Source organism: Macellibacteroides sp. (assembly GCF_050251695.1).
Taxonomy (GTDB): domain Bacteria; phylum Bacteroidota; class Bacteroidia; order Bacteroidales; family Tannerellaceae; genus Macellibacteroides; species Macellibacteroides fermentans.
In genome coordinates this window covers 1-20,235 of the sequence record NZ_JBFWMI010000064.1, presented here as the reverse complement: position 1 = coordinate 20,235, position 20,235 = coordinate 1, and the positions used below count along the sequence as shown (strand labels likewise).

Genomic DNA, 20,235 nt, shown 5'->3' with positions numbered 1-20,235 from the left:
CTGTGATCCCAAAAATTACAAGGAACTATTACCTCATAACTGGAAAAAGTAATCTAAAAAATTATCTTGCTAAAGCTATAAATAGAATAATACTATTTTATCACACGTACTACACCGAATACTTACTATTGAAAATAATAGAACACAACAGGGAACACACTAATTCATAACATAGAGACCAATAGATCCTCCCTTCAAAAGAAAAAGAATGTCTTATCTCTTAAAATGGATAATAACAGAGGCTCTTCTATAAATTATATAAAATAATTTAGGTCGATAATACACTATAGGCTAACAGCTTACACGCATCACCGCCAAACACTGTGAAATCTATATGCCAATTCGCTTGCTTTATAAGAATATTATCGTACCTTTGCACTCGTTATCCAATAACAAACATATCGCGGAGTGGAGCAGTGGTAGCTCGTTGGGCTCATAACCCAAAGGTCGTAAGTTCGAGTCTTGCCTCCGCAACAGAAAGAATAAGGATCGGTTCACTACCGGTCCTTATTTGTTTATTGCCCCCCATATCTTTATATTTATAAAGAAACAAAAAACAATCCGAACTTTTCAACTGTTTGATTAGAGTAGATCAAATTGGACATCCATCGTTGTCTACATCAATCCTATGAATATTCCTTATTGTTTTACCTTATAAATACTCAACACGAATGAAGATACACGAGTACCAGGCAAAAGAATTATTTGCCGCGTATGATATTCCGGTAAAAAAGCAGATACTATGCCATACGGCCGACGAAGCTGTAGATGCATACTCGCGCTTAAATGTACCTCTGGTGGTATTAAAAGCACAAGTTTTAACCGGTGGACGGGGAAAGGCGGGCGGAATCAAACTTGCCGACAGTCCGGAAAAGGTGAAAGCAAATGCCGAAGCCATATTGGGCATAAAGATTAAAGATATTCCCGTAGACAGAATTCTGGTGACCGAAGCTGCAGATATCAAAAAAGAATATTACATGAGTATAGTCGTAGACCGTAACACAAAATCGGCTTTACTTATGTTGAGCAGCGACGGGGGGATAGATATTGAAGAGGTGGCGCACTCCACTCCCGAACGTATCTATAAATTTCAGATCGATCCGCTATTGGGAACACCCGATTTCTTTACCAGAAAAGTGGCATTTTCATTGTTCACCGATATTAAACTGATCAACCAGCTCAGTCACATTATAAAATCCTTATACAAGCTTATGCTCGAAACCGACGCTTCGCTTGCTGAGATAAACCCCCTGGTTCTAACTCCGGATGATACGCTGGTGGCAGTTGATGCGAAAATGACTTTCGATGATAACGCGTTGTACCGACAACCCCAAATTGCCACCCTCTTTGAACCCACAATAGAAGAGAAGAAGGAAAAAGAGGCAAAAGCGAAAGGCTTCAGCTATGTACACCTGGGAGGAGAGATTGGTTGCATGGTTAACGGAGCCGGTCTTGCCATGGCTACCATGGATCTTATTAAAAGATATAGGGGGAAACCTGCAAATTTCCTTGACATCGGCGGAAGCTCTAACAGCGAAAAAGTAGTGCATGCAATGAAATTGTTATTGCAGGATAGTGATGTAAAGGTGGTTCTAATCAATATTTTTGGCGGAATCACCCGGTGTGATGATGTAGCAAACGGACTTTTAAAGGCCTTCGAACAAATTGATACAGATATACCGGTGGTAGTCCGGCTAACGGGTACAAACGAGGAGCTTGGCAGGGCTCTGCTTAAAGACTCCAAACTGTATGTAGCCAATACCATGAGCGAGGCAACAAGAATGGCTGTTAATCTTGCACTAAAAACCTATTAATCTATATTTAATTATGAGCATTCTTATCAATAAAAATACAAGAGTAGTTGTTCAGGGTATAACCGGCCGGGACGGAGGATTCCATGCCGGAAAAATGAAAGAATACGGTACACAGGTTGTTGCAGGTACTTCTCCGGGTAAAGGAGGCACATTTGTAAATGGTGTGCCGGTATTTAACACCGTACATGAAACGGTACGACTTATGCAGGCCGACACATCCATCATCTTTGTACCAGCCGCATTTGCCTGCGATGCTATAATGGAAGCTGCCGACGCCGGAATAAAGCTGATTATATGCATTACCGAAGGGATACCCACCCTCGATGTGATCAAAGCTTACAATTATGTAAAGTTAAAAGGTGCCTCCCTGATCGGGCCGAACTGTCCGGGACTTATTTCGCCGGAAAAGAGTTTATGCGGCATTATGCCTGCTTCTATATTTAAGGCCGGTGGCGTAGGTGTTATAAGCCGAAGCGGCACACTTACCTACGAAGTAGTCTATCACCTTACAGCGGCAGGAATGGGACAATCTACCGCAGTGGGAATAGGTGGAGACCCTGTAGTGGGACTTCACTACCTGGAACTGTTGTCCATGTTTGAAGAAGACGAAGATACCGAAGCCATTGTTTTAATTGGCGAAATTGGCGGAAATGCAGAAGAAAGGGCAGCGTCTTACATTCAGCACCACGTAACCAAGCCGGTTGTGTCATTTATTGCAGGGTTATCGGCTCCGCCCGACAAACAGATGGGGCATGCCGGAGCCATCATATCCAGCGGATCTGGAAGTGCCAAAGAGAAGATTGCCGCACTCGAAGCAGTAGGTATCCGTGTAGCTCCGGAACCTTCGATGATTCCCGACTTGCTGAAAAGCTAAATTTCCGAAACATAAAAAAAGCCCCTCCGGATAATATCCGGAGGGACTTACTCTATCCGCAACCAGCCTTAGTTAGCGGATTTTTATTTCGCAATTGGATAAATCTTCTATAATTGCCAGCGATTCTACATGAACGCCCTTCTCACGTAAGATTTTTCCTCCGTTTTGGAATGCCTTCTCAATAACAAACCCCATACCGCTCAGGGTAGCACCTGCCTGTTTAATAAGATCGATCATTCCCAAAGACGCATTTCCGTTTGCAAGGAAATCATCAATAAATAAAACATGATCTTCGGCAGTAAGGAAGTTATTGCTGATACATACCGTATAATCCCTGTCTTTCGTAAAAGAATGTACAGTGGTTGTAAGCATGTTCTCCATAGTTTTAGGTTGTTTCTTCTTAACAAAAACAACCGGAAGCTGCATTATAAAACCAACCATTATCGCAGGCGCAATTCCGCTTGCCTCGATTGTTACGATTTTATTGATTTTTACACCCTTAAACCGGTTAACAAATTCCTGAGCTATCTGGTGCATCAGCATGGGATCCATCTGATGATTAATAAAGCTGTCTACTTTCAGAATTCCTCCTTCAAAGCATTTGCCATCTTGAAGTATTCTCTTTTTTAATGCATCCATATTATTCTTTAACTTCTTTTTCTTCTTTAACGTGAATCAGGGCATTTGCTAAAATGGCAGTTAATCCACCTGTAGTGATACCCGATGAGAAGATACTTTTTATAGCTTCCGGAGCCGTTTTCAGGATATCCGGCATTAATTCTACACCAAGTCCGAGCGACAAGCTCACGGCCAGTACCAATGTAGCTTTTCTGTTGATCTGCTGAGAAGAGATGATACGGATACCGGCAGCGGCAACTGTACCAAACATCAATAAGGTTGCACCACCCAGAACAGGATCGGGCATTAAAGAGAATATAAGTCCTACGATCGGGAACAAGCCCAGCAACACCAACATAGCGGCGATATAATAACCAACGTAACGGCTGGCAACACCTGTAAGCTGGATAATACCATTATTCTGTGCAAATATTGAATTGGGGAATGAGTTGAAGATACCGGCCAACATAGAATTGAAACCGTCTGCTAAAACCCCACCTGATACACGTTTCAAATAGCTTTCGCCTTCGATCGACTTACCAGAAATCATTGAATTTGCAGTAACATCGCCGGTTGCCTCGATGGCTGTAATCAAATAAATCAAACCAATGGCAATGAAAGAAGAGATATTAAAGTCCAGTCCGTATTTGAATGGAACCGGGATATTGAACGACCAGATATTTTGAGATGTTACCTGACTGAAGTCCACCTTGCCCATTGCCAATGCTATTCCGTAACCGATACAAAGACCGAGTACGATAGAGCTCATACGTAAATATTTGTTTTTACAGCGGTTGAAGAACAAAACGCTTCCCATTACAACAGCAGCAATTCCTACATGCTCTAAGCTACCAAAAGTTCCGTTATCCATTGCGCCGTATCCACCACCGCAAGATACCACGCCCACTTTAACCAGACTAAGACCGATAAGCAGTACTACGATACCGGAAACCAGTGGAGTAATGATGGAACGCATATAGCGGAATGTACGGCTGATGATCATTTCGATGGGCGAAGCCGCGATACAAACCCCAAAAATAAGCGGAAGTCCGCCCGAAAGTCCCATTGAGATGATTGGGCCGATAAAAGAAAAGCTTGTACCCTGGATACAAAGTAATCCGGCTCCAACGGGACCCACTTTCCTACACTGTATAAAGGTTGAGATACCAGAAGCAAACAATGCCATTGAAACCATAAAACCGGTTGTTTCAAGATCTGTTTTCAATGCCCCGCAAATAATAAGCGGAGGAGTAATGATGGCAACAAAGATTGCCAACAAGTGCTGCAGTGCTGCAAAAAAGGCATCTCTGAAAGGTGGACGATCGTCTACTCCATAAATTAAATCCGCAGGTTTAGCGGGATTGATTGTCTCTTTTGCTGTTTCTGTCTGAGTATCCATTTTTATGATTATTATTAGGTTGTTCGCTCTCGTACGAAAGAGATACACATTTCTCCCTTTCTTAAACGCTTCGTCAATTTAATAAAATAAGGGGCAAAAATACAAAAAAGGAACTATACTATAGTCATAATTCACCGAAATAGAGAAGGAAAAAAATAAACACCGGGTATCTATGTAAAAAAGATAGGGCTACCTATCAACAGGCAGCCCATATCCAATCGTCATCAATTTAACTAATTACAACTGCGGACCTGATGCAATTAATGCTTTTGCATCGTCGTTATCGCAGTATTGCTCAAAATTCTTAATATATTTTGCAGCAAGGCTCTTAGCCTTTTCTGTCCAATCGTTCACGTCGGCATACGTATCACGTGGGTCAAGGATACCTTCAGAAACATTGTTCAATGCTTTTGGAACTGTCAGGTTCAATACTGGAAGAGTAACCTTTTCTGCGTTTTCGATAGAACCATCAATGATAGCATCGATAATAGCACGTGTATTCTTGATAGAAATACGCTTGCCTGTTCCGTTCCATCCGGTGTTAACCAAATAAGCTTTTGCTCCGTGCTCCTGCATTTTAGACACAAGAGTCTTAGCATACATAGTAGGATGCAAAGTAAGGAATGCCTCACCGAAAGCAGGAGAGAAAGAAGGAACCGGTTCAGTGATACCGCGTTCTGTTCCGGCCAACTTAGAAGTATAACCGCAAAGGAAGTGGTACTGAGCTTGCTTGTCGTCCAGGATAGAAACCGGAGGTAATACTCCGAAAGCATCGGCAGACAAATAGATGATTTTCTTAGCGTGACCTGCTCTTGAAGGAAGAACGATCTTGTTGATGTGATAGATAGGATAAGAAACACGTGTGTTTTCTGTCTTTGATCCATCAGCATAGTCAACAGAACCATCTTCGCGAACTGTTACGTTTTCAAGCAAAGCATCACGTTTGATAGCCTGCCAGATATCTGGTTCGTTTTCCTGGCTCAAGCTGATAACCTTAGCGTAGCAACCACCTTCGTAGTTAAATACACCGTTGTCATCCCAACCGTGCTCGTCGTCACCGATAAGGTAACGTTTCGGGTCGGCAGAAAGAGTTGTCTTACCTGTTCCTGAAAGACCGAAGAATACAGCTACATCACCATCTTTACCAACGTTGGCAGAACAGTGCATAGAAGCCATACCTCTTAGAGGCAGGTAGTAGTTCATCATAGCGAACATACCTTTCTTCATTTCACCACCGTACCATGTACCACCGATGATCTGAAGTTTTTCAGTCAGGTTGAAGCATACAAATACTTCTGAGTTCAAGCCCTGCTCTTTCCAGTTCGGATTGGTTGTTTTTGAAGAGTTCAATACAACGAAATCAGGTTCGCCGTAGTGTTCCAGTTCATATTGTGAAGGACGGATAAACATGTTTGTCACGAAGTGAGCCTGCCATGCAACTTCCATAACGAAACGTACTTTCATACGTGTGTCTTCGTTTGTACCGCAATAAGTATCAACAACGTATAATTTCTTTGCAGAAGAAAGCTGTTTCAAAGATAATGCCTTCAAATCATTCCAAACTTCGGTTGAAACTGGCTTGTTGATTGTGCCGTCCCACCAAATTGTATCTTCAGTAGTTGCATCTTTAACGATGTATCTGTCTTTAGGAGAACGACCGGTAAAGACACCTGTGTCTACTGCCACTGCACCTGTGTTTGTCAGTTTTCCAACTTCGTAACCTTGGTTACTTGGATCAGTTTCTGCCTGGAACAACTGCTCATAAGAAGGGTTATGAACAATTACAGCATCCGCTACAATTCCATACTTACTTAAATCTAAATTTGCCATTTACAGTAAATTAATTTGATTAAATTATCTAGTTCTAACTCGCTTTCAACTCGTAAAACTTACGGTTACAAATATAGAACATCCTTGCGCCACTATTGTTACGCAAAATATGATTGTTGTTATGGAATCTGATACAGGAAGGACTAAAAGGTGTTTTTTAGCATCTTTTATAGAATAGCTTGAGACTTAATTTCTATTTAAGGCTCTCCCTTAATTGGGAAGGTGTCATTCCAAAATGAGTCTTGCAATATTCGTTGAAATGAGCCGGGGTGGCAAAGCCATATTCGTCCATAATATCCTTGAAAGCAACATTCTCAATAGATATCTTATACTTTATATGTTTTGACTTTTGCTTTAAAATCCATTGGTAAGCCGATTCGTTAAAATGCGCTTTGAACTTTTTACGAAAGGTGGATACATTATAGCCTCCTAATCGTGCAAATTCATCTATACTTTCAACTTTAAGATAGTTAGCCATTACAAAACTTTTAAAATCCACACTTTTACCTATCAGGGGGTAAAAGAAGGTTGCATTCTCAAGACGCGTGTAATATAACCTGAAAAGGACAAAGATCTCGGACTGCTTCGCCTGGAACAGATGGCTGCATCGTACCCCATCGTCCAGATAGCTTACAAACAACTCCAGGAAATGATCCAGCGGCGGACGGATTGCCAGGGGCTGAAACCGATAGGCAATGGTATCGCTTAAGGGTGCCAGCGATTCCATCATGGCCTTATCGCATATGTTGAGCGGATTTTCAAAAGAATGGTTGATAATCAGGCTGGCTTCAAGCGTCTCTCCCGTAAATGAAGCGGATTTGGGAATAAACACCATTTCACCGGCTTTAAATATCCGATCATGAAATTCATTACAAGAAATCTTAACAGAGCCATTTAAAATAAAGAAAATATGATTGTGATCAATAAGCTCTCTATTTAAACTTTCTCCTTCTGTTAAATCCCATTTTGTAAATCCAATTTCCTGATCGGATACATACTGATCAAAACTTTTATATCTTTCGTTGTACAATCTGTTCATGTGCTGTCATCTTTCGCAATTTCAGCCGAAAGATAGCATATTTTCGTCGTACATTAATCTGTTTTGAGCTATTTTTGTGCGTCAATACGGTTATTCAGACAACGAATATGGTCTGTTCTCGCCCTTAAATATCCTCTGTTTATTTGGTTGAGACGACATTTCGAAAGTAAGCTCTCCCCCATTCATTATATCTTGTTGCCCGATAAAAGCTTTATGGTAAGGTTTTCCGTTAAGTTTGACCGATTTCACATAACGGTTCTTGTCGCTCACCTTATCGGCTTTTATAACCAACTCTTTTCCGTTTTCAAGCGTAAGCTTCATATAGGGTAGATAGGGTGCTCCTATTACATATTGATCTGTACCCGGACAAACAGAATAAAATCCCATGGCAGAAAGTACATACCACGCAGACATTTGTCCGCAGTCGTCGTTCCCACAAAGTCCGTCGATATTATTCCGGTACATCCGGTTCATGATTTCCCTGATCCAGTACTGGGTTTTCCAGGGTTTGCTGCTCCACATATACAAATAAGGGATATGGTGACTCGGTTCGTTACCATGTACATAAGTACCCAATAATCCTTCGCGGGTTACATCTTCTGTGTGGGCGAAGAACTCGTCCGGCAAATGCATGGAGAACAACGAATCAAGCTTATTGATGAAACGGCTGTCGCCTCCCATCATTTCGATCAGCCCGTTTACATCGTGGGGTACATAAAACGAGTAGTTCCATGAATTACCTTCAATAAAACCTTCGCCATGGGTGTTGAGCAGACTGAACGCCGGCTTCCAAGTGCCGTCTGCATAACGGGGACGGGCAAAACCCAGCTCTTTATCAAATAGATTACGGTAACTCAAAGCTCTCTTTTTATACTCGTCGGCTACCTTTTGGTTACCCATAGATTGAGCCAACTTATAAATAGTCCAGTCATCATATGCATATTCCAATGTAATGGAAGCGGCTGATGCACTCTGGTCGAAGGGAACATACCCCAGTTTCATATACTCATCGGTATGATCGTAATAGGGTATCGATGAGCTGCTGATCATTGCTTTCAACGATTGGTCTTTATCCACAGGCAATCCTTTGGCGATTGCGTCCGACAAAACGGAGACTGAGTGATACCCGATCATACACCAATTTTCATTTCCCATATGACTCCATACAGGCAATGCTTTGTGCACACTTTGCTGACTGTGGGCTATCATCGATTTCACCATGTCCGCATTACGTTCACGGTTGATGATATTGAACAATGGGTGCAATGCCCTGTAGGTATCCCAAACAGAAAACACCGTATAATTCATAAAATCTTTTGTCTGATGTACCGCCTGGTCTACCCCCCTGTACTGCCCGTCCACGTCGGCATAAACCGATGGATTGATGAGGGTGTGATACAGAGAAGTATATAACATGGTCAGCTTATCCTTATCTCCATGGGCTTCGATAACTGACAATTCCTTATTCCACTTCTCAGCGGCCTGGATTGTAAGTTCGTCGAAAGTCCGGCCGGAGGCTTCTGCTTCCAGGTTTTTAAGTGCTCCCAAAGTACTTACTCCGGAAAGTGCCACCTTTATTTCCAAAGGTTTATTGTCGGAATCATCAAACTCGAAATACGAAACGACTTTCCGTCCACCTATCTCGGGGAAATTCTCATTCACCTTAAACCGACGCCAAAAACCATTATAGGCAATCTTCTGCTTGTCTTCATACCCATACTTCTTGATGGATTTTGAAAAAGAGATTGCAAAGTAGGTGTAATTCACCCGGCTCCAGCCATTCGTTATGCGATATCCGGTCAGCAGGGTATCATTCTCTACCCGTAAATTTGCCCATAAAACCTTTCCGTCGTAATTATAAATGGCGTGATTCAGGTCTACTATTATTTTCTGGGAAGCCCCCCGGGGGTACGTATATTTATGAATACCCACACGTTCGGTTGTGGTGAGCTGTGCTTTAATCGCATCATCCGATAGCATCACCTCGTAATAACCCGGACGGGCAACCTCTGTATTGTGACTGAATCTGGATCGATATCCACTATCAGGATCGGAAGCCGTTCCCGGATTGGTCTGCAATGGTCCGGTAAATGGCATAATTAAGATATCTCCCAGGTCCGAATGCCCCGTTCCGCTTAAATGGGTATGACTGAATCCAACAATGGTGCTGTCTTTGTATTGATATCCGGCACAATACTCGTAGGCACGTGGTTGGTAGACACCGTTTACATTATGGGGAATGGTATCCGTATCCGGACTTAGCTGTACAATACCATGAGGTACGCATGCTCCGGGAAAGGTATGCCCCATACCATTGGTTCCAATAATAGGATTAACGTAATCGGCCGGTTTTACCTGAGCCATTACAGGAAGAGAGAGCAGGCAAAGAAGTAAATTGCATGCTGTAGTTTTTTTAATTCTCATTTGAATCTGAACTGTTATGATGATGATAGATTGACACTTTCAGGTTAAATCTTATATGAGACGCGTAATCCGGCCATAACCACTATACGCCCGTCCAACATTTAACTTAATATAACATTCTAAATCTTGCCGGATTTGGTATTCGTTGGCGAATACGGTTAACAAAAAAGAGAGGGTAAACTTACGTATCACCCTCTCTAATTTATTGTATTGCCGGTTGTTTTATTTTAATTTTGGATATAAGATAAAAAGGTACACCGTACAAATTGCCAGAATGATTACAGCTCCCAACTGCGAACCGATGGCATCTGATGTAATTCCCATAAGCAATGGTAAAACGGCTCCTCCAAAAATACCCATCATCATCAAGCCGGACACTTCATTGCTATTTTCCGGCTGAAGTTGAAATGCCTGAGAGAATAGGATGGAAAAGAGGTTTGAATTACCGAAACCGATCAGTCCTATACACAGGTATATATATACAAGCTTATCCACTACAAGCAGACCACCAATGGCAAGGGCCACGCCGACAATACTTATTAAAAAGAATTTCCTGGGGGCAAACCTCGCCAGAATGAAGGCACCGCCGAAACAACCTATCGTACGACACAAGAAATAAAGACTGGTTGCATAACCTGCATCAGCCAACGTCATTCCTGTCCGCTCCATTAGAATTTTGGGAGCGGTGGTATTAATACCCACATCGATACCTACATGGCACATTATTCCTATAAAGAGCATTAAAATAGATTGGTTTCCCAATAGTGAGAAACATTGAGAGAATGTGGATGTCTTCCCGTCTGTTTTCTGTTCCTCTACAGACGTAAACAACAACCAGAAAGCGGCAATAAGTGAAATAGAGGCAAAGATAGGGTACAACATCCTCCAGTTACCAAACTCCACCACTGCCCAGGCTGTAATTATCGGAGCAAGGAATGAGGCAATCGCCTTGAAAAACTGACCCAGGGTAAGGCTGCTTGCAAGCAGGTGACCGCTTACCACATTAGACAGCAATGGGTTTAATGACACCTGCATCATGGCATTGCCTATTCCCAACAGGGCAAAAGATATCAACATCATGCTATAGTTGTACTCGATCAGCGGAACCAACAACGAGAGGAATGTTACCAGGACGCTGATTATAACCGTTTTTCGTCTTCCTATCTTATTCATCAGCATTCCCGTAGGAACAGAACAGACCAGAAACCAAAGAAAAACCATCGATGGCAGCAAATTAGCCATCGTATCAGACAAGGTGAAATCCTCTTTTACATAATTGGTCGCAATACCTACCAGATCTACAAACCCCATTGTAAAAAAGGTAAACATCACAGGAACAAGCAAGGTTAACGATTTTGTGTGTTTCATGGCCTGACTTTATTTGAATATTGTTTTGAGAGATTCTTCAAACTTTGAAATATCTTCATCCGTTGTATCCCAGGAGGTGACTAATCGAGCTTCATTCCTCTCCTCGTTCCACATATAGAAGTAGTATTCTTCTTGCAGCTTACGCAGTGCTTCGGTTGGAATGGTAAAGAACAATGCATTAGATTCAACCTTTTGTGTGAAGACAATCCCGGGATATTGTTTGAGTATATTTGATAATTTAATTGCGGCAGCATTGGCTTTTACGGCATTCTCAAGCCATAAATCATTCTCAAGATATGGGATGAACTGAGCAGATAAATACCTCATCTTGGAAGCCAGCTGAGCTGACTGTTTTCTGAAATACATTAAATTTTCAGCAATTTCGGGCGAAAAGGCAATAACGGCTTCCCCCATCATCATTCCATTTTTGGTGCCGCCGAAACTAAGTATATCTACCCCCGCATCTACGGTAAGTTGCTTCATCGAGCGCTTCAGGTAAGCGCATGCGTTGGCTAAACGGGCACCATCCATGTGCAGGTACATAGAATGTGCATGAAGCAAATCGGCAATGGCTTTAACCTCGTCGATCGTGTAAACCGTACCTAACTCCGTTACCTGCGAAATATATACGACCTTGGGTTGCGAATGATGGCAAACACCAAAATTATGTAATCTTGCTTTAATTAGTTCCGGTGTCAGTTTACCATCCGAAGTAGGGATAGAAACCAGGGCACATCCGGTCATCCGTCCCGGTGCTCCGCATTCGTCCACGTTGATATGTGCGGTTTCGGCACAAAGGATCGAATTAAAAGATCTTGTAACAGCTTGTAAGGCGACCGAATTTGCCCCTGTTCCGTTGAATACAAAAAAAGGAGTCGCCTTTTCTCCAAATACTTCTTTCAACTTCTTCTCAGCAGCATGTGTCCAGCTATCGTCTCCATAACCTACAGCATGATCTACATTCGCTTTTAATAGAGCATCCATAACCAAAGGATGAACGCCGGAATTGTTATCGCTAGCAAAACTTCTCATTATATTTTTTTTATGCAAAAGTAAATAATAAATAAAATAGGAACCCTAATTTTTCGCTTAAAGAAAAAGGGGGTTGAAAACTTGTTTCAACCCCTCTGTTTTATCCTTCGGCCGAGATCAGCCGATATAGGTTTCCAATAATTTAACTCCATTACCAACCGGAGAAAGAGTAACCTTCTGCGTGTCTGCCGGAACCAATACAGTCTGGCCTTGCTTTAAAGAAATTTTGTTTCCTTTATCGTCCAAAAGCTCGCAGGCTCCTTCCATACAGATATAAACTACAAACGAATCAAGCGAAGCAAAATCGCGATTCAGCTCGTTGTCGAGTTCCAGAAGATTCGTTGTAAAATATTTGCAACTTGCTAACGACACAGACTCATTTCGTTTGGGAGTATAGCTGGTACGATAATCCGGATACAGAGTGTAATCAATAGCATCTTTAGCCAGTTCGGTATGAAGTTCGCGACCATTTCCCTGTGCATCCCTACGATCGTAATCGTAGATACGATAGGTGATATTGGATGTCTGCTGAATTTCTGCAATAAAACATCCGGCCCCGATCGCATGAACACGACCCGCCGGCAGGAAAAATACATCTCCTTGCTTCACATTATACTTTTTCAATACATCCATGATTGTATTGTCATTCACTCTTTTCACATATTCTTCCGAATCTATTTGCTGAGAGAAACCGGAATATAGAATAGCATCATCCGAAGCTTTAACTACATACCACATTTCTGTCTTTCCGAATGAATTGTGTCGTTTGGCGGCCAATTCATCGTCCGGGTGAACCTGGATGGATAAATGATCACGGGCATCAATAAACTTGATAAGCAACGGAAATGTAGTTCCAAAAGAATCCATCACTTTCTTACCCAACAGCTTATCTCCATAGGTATTTATTAATTCTTCCAGGCTTTTACCGGCTAAAGAACCTTCGGCCACTACCGAAACATTACCTTCCACGTGAGATAATTCCCAACTTTCTCCTATACCATCTTGCAAAGGTTCAATTCCCTTAAAGGGACAAATATCGGCTCCTCCCCAAATAACACTTTTCAGGATAGGTCTAAATGTAACTGGATACAACATATATTTATTAACTTTTACTATTTTACCGGTTTAACTTTACGCAACACCATAGCGGTTCGTGCCGGTATATATAACTTCAACCACTCTTTCTTTTCTTTTTTGTACAACGGATCAAAATGAGTAAAATGCCTAATTGAGTCGTCCGTCAGTCCGAAACCACCAAATTTTAGGGAATCCGAATTCAATATAACCTCGTACTCTCCTTTTGGCGCAAGAATCCCGTAATCAGAATAAGAACGGGTAGGACTGAAATTAAACACAAATATCAAATCTTTCCGCTTGTAGGCCAGCGTCTGATCGGCATCACTATCCCATAACTTTTCAAGGGGTGTTTTCTCAAAATTCTTTATGCTTGTTATCGCTGCAAGCATTTCCTTGTCGAAGTCACCCAAATAATGATACTTAAGATCCATATTGTCCACTAAATCCCACTGTCTGCGTGCATACTTGTGAGACCAGCCATTTCCTTCGCGCGGGAAATCGATCCACTCCGGATGACCGAATTCATTTCCCATAAAATTAAGATAGCCGCCATTGATGGTAGAAGCTGTAACCAGACGGATCATCTTATGCAAAGCAATCCCACGCTCAACAACCATATTATGATCGTTAACCTGCATATGCCAATACATGGCAGCATCGATCAGGCGGAAGATGATTGTCTTATCTCCTACCAAAGCCTGATCATGACTCTCGGCATAGCTGATTGTTTTTTCATCTTTGCGCCGGTTGGTCGTTTCCCACCAGATAGCTGAAGGATGCCAATCTTCGTCTTTCTTCTCTTTTATCATCTTGATCCAGAAGTCGGGGATATTCATAGCCATACGATAGTCAAATCCATAGCCTCCGTCCTCAGACAGCACGGCCAAACCCGGCATACCGCTAACCTCTTCGGCGATAGTTATCGCATGGGGATTCACTTCATGTATCAGCCTGTTTGCCAAAGTGAGATATGCGATAGCATCTCCATCCTGATTCCCGTTATAATAATCGGCATAGGATGAAAAGGCCTCTCCCAACCCGTGACTGTAATACAGCATCGAGGTTACTCCATCAAAACGGAATCCGTCAAATTTGTACTCGTCCAGCCAAAACTTGCAGTTAGACAACAAAAAATGAAGCACTTCATTCTTTCCATAGTCAAAACAAAGCGAATCCCATGCCGGATGTTCCCTGCGGGCACCCTCATGAAAATATTGGTGGGTGGTTCCATCAAAGCGGCCCAGACCTTCTGTCTCATTTTTCACAGCATGAGAATGCACAATATCCATGATAACAGCAATTCCATAGGAGTGAGCTGTATCAATCAACTCTTTCAGCTCCTCGGGAGTTCCAAACCTGGACGATGCAGCAAAGAAACTGGAAACATGGTAGCCGAACGACCCATAGTATGGATGCTCCTGAATGGCCATAATTTGAATTGCATTGTATCCGGCCTTGTGAATACGAGGCAACACATTTTCACGGAATTCGGTATAACTACCTACCGTTTCCTTACTGGTGCTCATTCCTATATGGCACTCGTAAATCAACAGAGGGGTCTTGGATGGAACAAATTTCTTATTTTTAAACACATAAGGTACAGATGGGTTCCAAACCTGTGCGGAAAAGATTTTTGATTCGGTATCTTGAACTACTCTCCTGCACCATGCAGGAATGCGTTCGCCCGCTCCTCCATTCCATTCTATCCAGAGTTTATATAAATCTCCATGATGAAGGGCATGCTCCGGAATAAAAATCTCCCAAACACCCGAACCGATGTTATTCAGTTTATATGCCGGGTCCTTTTGCCATCCGTTGCAGGTACCTATAAGATAGATACATGTTGCATTAGGGGCCCATTCTCTAAATACCCAGCCATCCGAAACTTTATGAAGTCCAAAATACAAATAACCTGTTGCAAAAGAAGCCAACGAGCAACTCCCGTTATTTGTCAACACGTTTTCTTTTTCAATCGTATACTGGTGACGGCCTGCAATTACCTTTTCAAAAGGAGCAAGCCATGAATCGTTTTTTATCAGATTAAGAAATTCCATAGAAGGATTCCATATTGGTTGTTTTGCAAAGATAAAAAAAAAACGGACACCTTGTATTTATATATATTTTTCTTACTTTTGCAAAAACGGGTTAAATGATGAGTAAAGGAGCGAAAAGTTTTACTTTTTACATATTGATGATTCTCGTCTTCGGTTCGCTGATGTATCTCATCGCCAAAGAAGGTGAGACCTATCAGATTGACGGCGCACTGAATTCTATATCAGAAAAACCTACCGATCTTTTGAGTGGATTCGACACATTCAAAAAACTGGTGTTACACCATACCGAAAGTCCTCTGGGTATTCTTCTTTTACAGATTATTACAATCCTGATAATTGCCAGAGCGTGCGGATGGTTATTCCAGAAAATGGGACAACCTACTGTTATCGGCGAGATTGTTGCCGGAATACTTCTGGGACCATCGGTTTTAGGAAACCTGTTACCGGAGGTATCTTCTTTTCTTTTCAGGCCAGAATCACTTGCCAACATAAATATTCTAAGCCAGTTTGGTTTAATTCTATTTATGTATGCCATCGGTATGGAATTGGATTTGATGGAGGTGAAAAAGAAATTACGGGAAACCCTGCTGATCAGTCATGCCAGTATTGTGATTCCATTTTTCCTGGGTATGCTTGTGGCTTATTTTATGTATGAAAGTTATTCTTATAAATTCACCCCTTTTTTGTCATTTGCTCTATTTATAGGAATATCAATGAGTATAACCGCTTTTCCTGTTTTAGCACGGATTATACAGGAAAAAGGTCTTACCAGGTCTCACCTGGGAACAGTCTCTTTGGCTAGTGCGGCAAACGGAGATATTACTGCCTGGTGTCTGCTTGCGGTGGTTGTAGCTGTTGCACAAGCTGGAAATATGTTAAGTGCCACGTATAACATATTATTCTCCGTACTCTATGTATTAATCATGTTTTTTGCTGTCCGTCCATTTTTTGCAATGATAGGTAATATTTACCACAACAAGGAGGTGGTAAACAAGGGTATGGTGGCATTTATTTTCCTTTTCCTTATCCTTTCGTCGTTCCTGACCGAGGTTTTAGGTTTACATGTGCTTTTCGGTGCCTTTATTGCAGGCGTTGTTATGCCTTCAAATTTAAAATTCAGGAAAATAATGTCTGAAAAGGTTGAAGATATATCCTTAACCCTTCTTCTTCCATTGTTTTTTGTATCCACGGGATTAAGGACTGAGATCGGACTACTTAATACACCTCAATTATGGGGGACCTGCCTGGCTATTATATTAGTAGCCATTGTCGGGAAATTTGGAGGAGCTTTATTTTCAGCACGTTTTGTTGGCGAAAGCTGGAAAAACAGCTTGTATATCGGGGCATTAATGAATACCAGAGGATTGATGGAGCTTATTGTCCTTACCATCGGATATGAAATGCAAATATTACCTCCGGCGATTTTTGTGATGCTTGTATTAATGACTCTTGTCACAACCTTTATGACCACCCCTCTGATCTCATTTATCGACTTCTGTTACCGGACGAGAGAAAAGATTATTGAAAATAAAAAAGCAGGTACAGTGTCAGGCGTATTTAAAGTACTGCTTTCATTCGGAAGAGCCGGGAATGGTCAGATTATGCTGGATGTTGCCCATCAAATGTTTTCAAAAGGGAAAAATCATTTGGAAATTACAGCATTACATTTAACGGTCGGATCGGACGTAAACCCTCTGCATGCGGATAATTTTGAAGAGGTAAGCTTTGGGCCAATACTCTATGGAGCAAAAAAACTGGGTATACCTTTGATTACCCGTTATGAAGTATCAAATAATGCCGGTCAGGATATTTGTGATATTGTAAATGAAGAGGGCTACGATTTCCTTTTGGTAGGCGCAGGAATTTCCATGTCTGACGCCCCGGACGATGTTGCTGCCAACAAATACCGGGCAACGTTCTATAACCGTTACTTTAAAAAGCTCAATGCCCCTGAATCATGGTTCTATCCGGGAGGATTGCTGAAGGACAAGACTAAAATGTTTATCGAACAGACCAACTGTCCTGTAGGAGTGTTCGTTAACAGAGGGTTTGTAAAGGCAACCAACGTATTGGTTACGCTGACGAATGTGGAAGACTTATTCTTACTCGAATATGTACATCGTTTGGTAAAAGCCACCCACGGATCGGTGGGGATTGTAAGTAATCCGCCCAATAGTGAGGAGGAGTCGGTTATGACAGAAAGCATACAAAAGTTTATTTTTGAAACGAAACATGCAACCCTACTCCCGGAGAAGAAACTATCGGGAGATATTCTTGCAAAATTTAATTTCATGCTTATAAGCTATCCAACATGGAACATTCTTTGTGAAACCCGTAAAGACGCGCTCCAAAAGATGCCTTCAACTTTGATTCTGAATAAAGCTTCTAAATGATATCCTTCGGGTATGCTTTTCCCTTTGGGTATACTTTTTCACTGCAGATTTAACCGGCTTATTTATAATCGAGCCGGGAAGTTACTCTGGTTTCGGCAGGAAAATCTTCCGGTACTTTGATTGTAACCTTACCTGTTGCAGCCCACTCAGCACCGCGAAGGAAGGTAATCTGAAAACCGGTACATTGCATGGCGGGATTATTTTCGAGAGACTCACCTGCATGTCCCAACATTGTATGGAAAATACGGGCTTTTTCGTAATTAACCGTAAACATCAAAGGCTCTTCTCTTCCGGATCCATTGGTTGACTTATCAGAATAGGCTGTAAACAGAATATCTTGAATATTCCCAGGACCACGCATCCTGTCATACAATTCATCTGTAGCATGTCTCCATTTTTTTGGAAGTCCTTTCATTATAGGATGTACCTCGTCTCGGGCATTCAATACGTATTCATGCTGTTTGCCATGGGATCCACCAGGCCCCGGAGCACTATCTTTAATCAACTTTCCGTCCAGCCAATATACATAGGGACCAGATTTTTCATCCCGGCCTTCCCATCCGCCCAAGGCACATATCTTATTGAATTCGGGCCAATTGGAAAAGGCATTATCGGCAGCGTGGTAAATTACTATTCCCCCTCCGTTACGGGCAAAAGATATAAAGTTTTGCTTGGTCGCTTCAATCCATGAGTCTCCGTTATAGTCCACCACCACCAATTGGTAAGCTGAAAAATCGGGGCTGAAAGAAGACATATCTTCTCCTGCTGCGGGAGAAACAGCAACGTCTACAACAAAACGTCCGGATTGCTCCATTATTTTTTTCAAAGCCACATTGCTTACCTGCCAATTATGGTTGTTCTGGCCGGTTACTATCAACGTTTTAATAGGCTTTTTCCCAGAAACCGATCCTGCCAACAGAATAAAAGCAAAAACACAAACTAATTTGTAAAGAATAGGGTACTTCATAACAGCTCAAATTTTTGAATATAGATATACAAAATTAGTTTAATAGAATTGAAAAATGTATTTTTGACCACAAAATAATAAGATAATATCATATGTTATATAAGTATGCAGTATTATTTCTTCTCATTACACTTTCTGCAGGAGTTGCGAAAGCCGAAAGTTCGGGAGATGAACCCTGGCGTGAAGAAATGAAAAAGCTCATCTATTCTTCAAGATACTTCGGTCCGAATGCGTTACCCATCCCAACGATGCACTCTGGCAGTGTAAGTAACCGATGGGAAGTTGAAGTACGGGGCGAATACCATCGTTACTCCGGAGATAAAACAAAAAACTGGTACGGTAGATTATACATTCCATTGGTGAATAACCGTGTTGCCGTTGAGGTTAGCTGTACCCTTGAAACAGAATTTGAAACTACGCAGGAAACCAAGGCTGAGAGGTTTGCAGCTGGTACCAAAAACTGGGACAATATACTGGGAGATGTTATTATCGGGACTCATTACCAAATTCTGCGAAGTGAAAAGTGGGTTGATCTGGTTGGAAGGATGTACATCCGCACAGCTACCGGGCAACGACTCGCTTTAGCACGTTACACAGACGCGGCAGGTTATTGGTTTGATCTTACTTTCGGTAAAGATCTGCTTAAATCTACAGACGGAACGGCATCACTCCGTGTTCATGGGATGGGCGGATTCTATTGCTGGATGACAAACAGCCTGGTCCACAGGCAAGACGATGCCTACTCTTATGCAATCGGCCTCACCGGTAAATATAAAAATCTGATGCTGCAAACTGACTATGCAGGTTATACGGGATATGAGAATAACGGGGACCGCCCCCGCGTATTACGCAGCAATCTGAGTTACGAGTTGAAAAAGAATATTCTATCATTCAAATACTCACACGGAATGAGAGATAATCTGTACGATTCCTATTCCATTGGATACATCCGCTGCTTCTAATAAATACATGAGGGTGTGTCAAAATAGGCACACCCTCGTTTTATGCACAAAGGTCGAACTTTCCCAAGCTCGGCCTTTGCTATTTCCTAGAGTTTTTGTAACTTTAGGTTTTCAAAATTCATATGACAAAGTTACATTTTCGCCCGTATATATCCAACCAAACGCTTCTTTTTCCGAGCCGGATTGATGAAGATATTGCTGAAGATGACCCTGTGCGGGTTGTCAATGCCCTGGTTGATAATCTTGATCTTGATAAGATTAAGGCTCTTTATAAAGAATATGGTCGTAGTCCCTATCATCCGCAGATGATGCTCAAGGTGATTATCTACGCCTACATGAACAACGTTTATTCCTGTCGCAAGATTGAGAAGCTGCTTCTTCGCG

General features: G+C 41.9%; 15 protein-coding genes and 1 tRNA gene. 6 read left to right on the top strand and 10 right to left on the bottom strand.

The features are described 5' to 3' along the window. Positions 1-402 precede the first annotated feature (402 nt). The 3 genes from AB7E53_RS10320 to sucD all read left to right on the top strand — a co-directional run bounded on the left by AB7E53_RS10320 (position 403) and on the right by sucD (position 2,688). Positions 403-474 (top strand) — tRNA-Met (locus AB7E53_RS10320). A 197-nt stretch (positions 475-671) separates the two neighbouring features. Continuing rightward, positions 672-1,814: an ADP-forming succinate--CoA ligase subunit beta gene (gene sucC / locus AB7E53_RS10315; protein ID WP_446772508.1), complete on the top strand. Its 1,143-nt coding sequence runs from the start codon at positions 672-674 to the stop codon at positions 1,812-1,814. 13 nt (positions 1,815-1,827) lie between these two features. After that, complete coding sequence (gene sucD, locus AB7E53_RS10310) at positions 1,828-2,688, top strand: succinate--CoA ligase subunit alpha (RefSeq protein ID WP_079682938.1); 861 nt, start codon at positions 1,828-1,830, stop codon at positions 2,686-2,688. 72 nt (positions 2,689-2,760) lie between these two features. Here the strand turns inward: sucD and xpt are convergent, their stop codons facing one another. From xpt to AB7E53_RS10265, 9 genes are all read right to left on the bottom strand, one after another. Continuing rightward, positions 2,761-3,327, bottom strand: a complete 567-nt coding sequence (gene xpt, locus AB7E53_RS10305) for a xanthine phosphoribosyltransferase (protein ID WP_079682937.1) — start codon at positions 3,325-3,327, stop codon at positions 2,761-2,763. Position 3,328: 1 nt separating this feature from the next. Continuing rightward, positions 3,329-4,705, bottom strand: a complete 1,377-nt coding sequence (locus AB7E53_RS10300; RefSeq protein ID WP_179398754.1) for a nucleobase:cation symporter-2 family protein — start codon at positions 4,703-4,705, stop codon at positions 3,329-3,331. Positions 4,706-4,942: 237 nt separating this feature from the next. Next, entirely contained in the window at positions 4,943-6,535 is a 1,593-nt protein-coding gene (gene pckA / locus AB7E53_RS10295; RefSeq protein ID WP_446775522.1) for a phosphoenolpyruvate carboxykinase (ATP), read from the bottom strand. A gap of 193 nt (positions 6,536-6,728) precedes the next feature. Further along, complete coding sequence (locus AB7E53_RS10290; protein ID WP_446775520.1) at positions 6,729-7,574, bottom strand: helix-turn-helix transcriptional regulator; 846 nt, start codon at positions 7,572-7,574, stop codon at positions 6,729-6,731. 90 nt (positions 7,575-7,664) lie between these two features. Then, entirely contained in the window at positions 7,665-9,998 is a 2,334-nt protein-coding gene (locus AB7E53_RS10285; RefSeq protein ID WP_446775518.1) for a GH92 family glycosyl hydrolase, read from the bottom strand. Between the two features lie 222 nt (positions 9,999-10,220). Next, the gene (locus AB7E53_RS10280; protein ID WP_446775516.1) at positions 10,221-11,366 is read right to left on the bottom strand and encodes an MFS transporter; all 1,146 of its coding nucleotides are present in this window, start codon (positions 11,364-11,366) and stop codon (positions 10,221-10,223) included. Positions 11,367-11,375: 9 nt separating this feature from the next. Beyond that, the gene (locus tag AB7E53_RS10275) at positions 11,376-12,398 is read right to left on the bottom strand and encodes a threonine aldolase family protein (protein ID WP_446775514.1); all 1,023 of its coding nucleotides are present in this window, start codon (positions 12,396-12,398) and stop codon (positions 11,376-11,378) included. 117 nt (positions 12,399-12,515) lie between these two features. Then, positions 12,516-13,493: a type I phosphomannose isomerase catalytic subunit gene (locus tag AB7E53_RS10270; RefSeq protein ID WP_371690079.1), complete on the bottom strand. Its 978-nt coding sequence runs from the start codon at positions 13,491-13,493 to the stop codon at positions 12,516-12,518. A gap of 17 nt (positions 13,494-13,510) precedes the next feature. Continuing rightward, positions 13,511-15,529 (bottom strand): alpha amylase C-terminal domain-containing protein, encoded by a 2,019-nt coding sequence (locus tag AB7E53_RS10265; protein WP_446775512.1) that lies wholly within the window; start codon positions 15,527-15,529, stop codon positions 13,511-13,513. Between the two features lie 98 nt (positions 15,530-15,627). Between AB7E53_RS10265 and AB7E53_RS10260 the strand changes: the two genes are divergently transcribed. Then, the gene (locus tag AB7E53_RS10260) at positions 15,628-17,922 is read left to right on the top strand and encodes a cation:proton antiporter (RefSeq protein ID WP_179398953.1); all 2,295 of its coding nucleotides are present in this window, start codon (positions 15,628-15,630) and stop codon (positions 17,920-17,922) included. A 58-nt stretch (positions 17,923-17,980) separates the two neighbouring features. Here the strand turns inward: AB7E53_RS10260 and AB7E53_RS10255 are convergent, their stop codons facing one another. Beyond that, on the bottom strand, positions 17,981-18,889 hold the full coding sequence (locus tag AB7E53_RS10255) for a ThuA domain-containing protein (RefSeq protein WP_446775510.1): 909 nt from the start codon (positions 18,887-18,889) through the stop codon (positions 17,981-17,983). A gap of 92 nt (positions 18,890-18,981) precedes the next feature. On the opposite strand from AB7E53_RS10255, the gene AB7E53_RS10250 reads away from it, so the two are divergent. Then, positions 18,982-19,851: a hypothetical protein gene (locus AB7E53_RS10250; RefSeq protein ID WP_421466885.1), complete on the top strand. Its 870-nt coding sequence runs from the start codon at positions 18,982-18,984 to the stop codon at positions 19,849-19,851. 122 nt (positions 19,852-19,973) lie between these two features. After that, positions 19,974-20,235, top strand: a 262-nt coding sequence (locus AB7E53_RS10245; RefSeq protein ID WP_446775508.1) for a transposase, incomplete at its 3' end; no start/stop codon positions are given.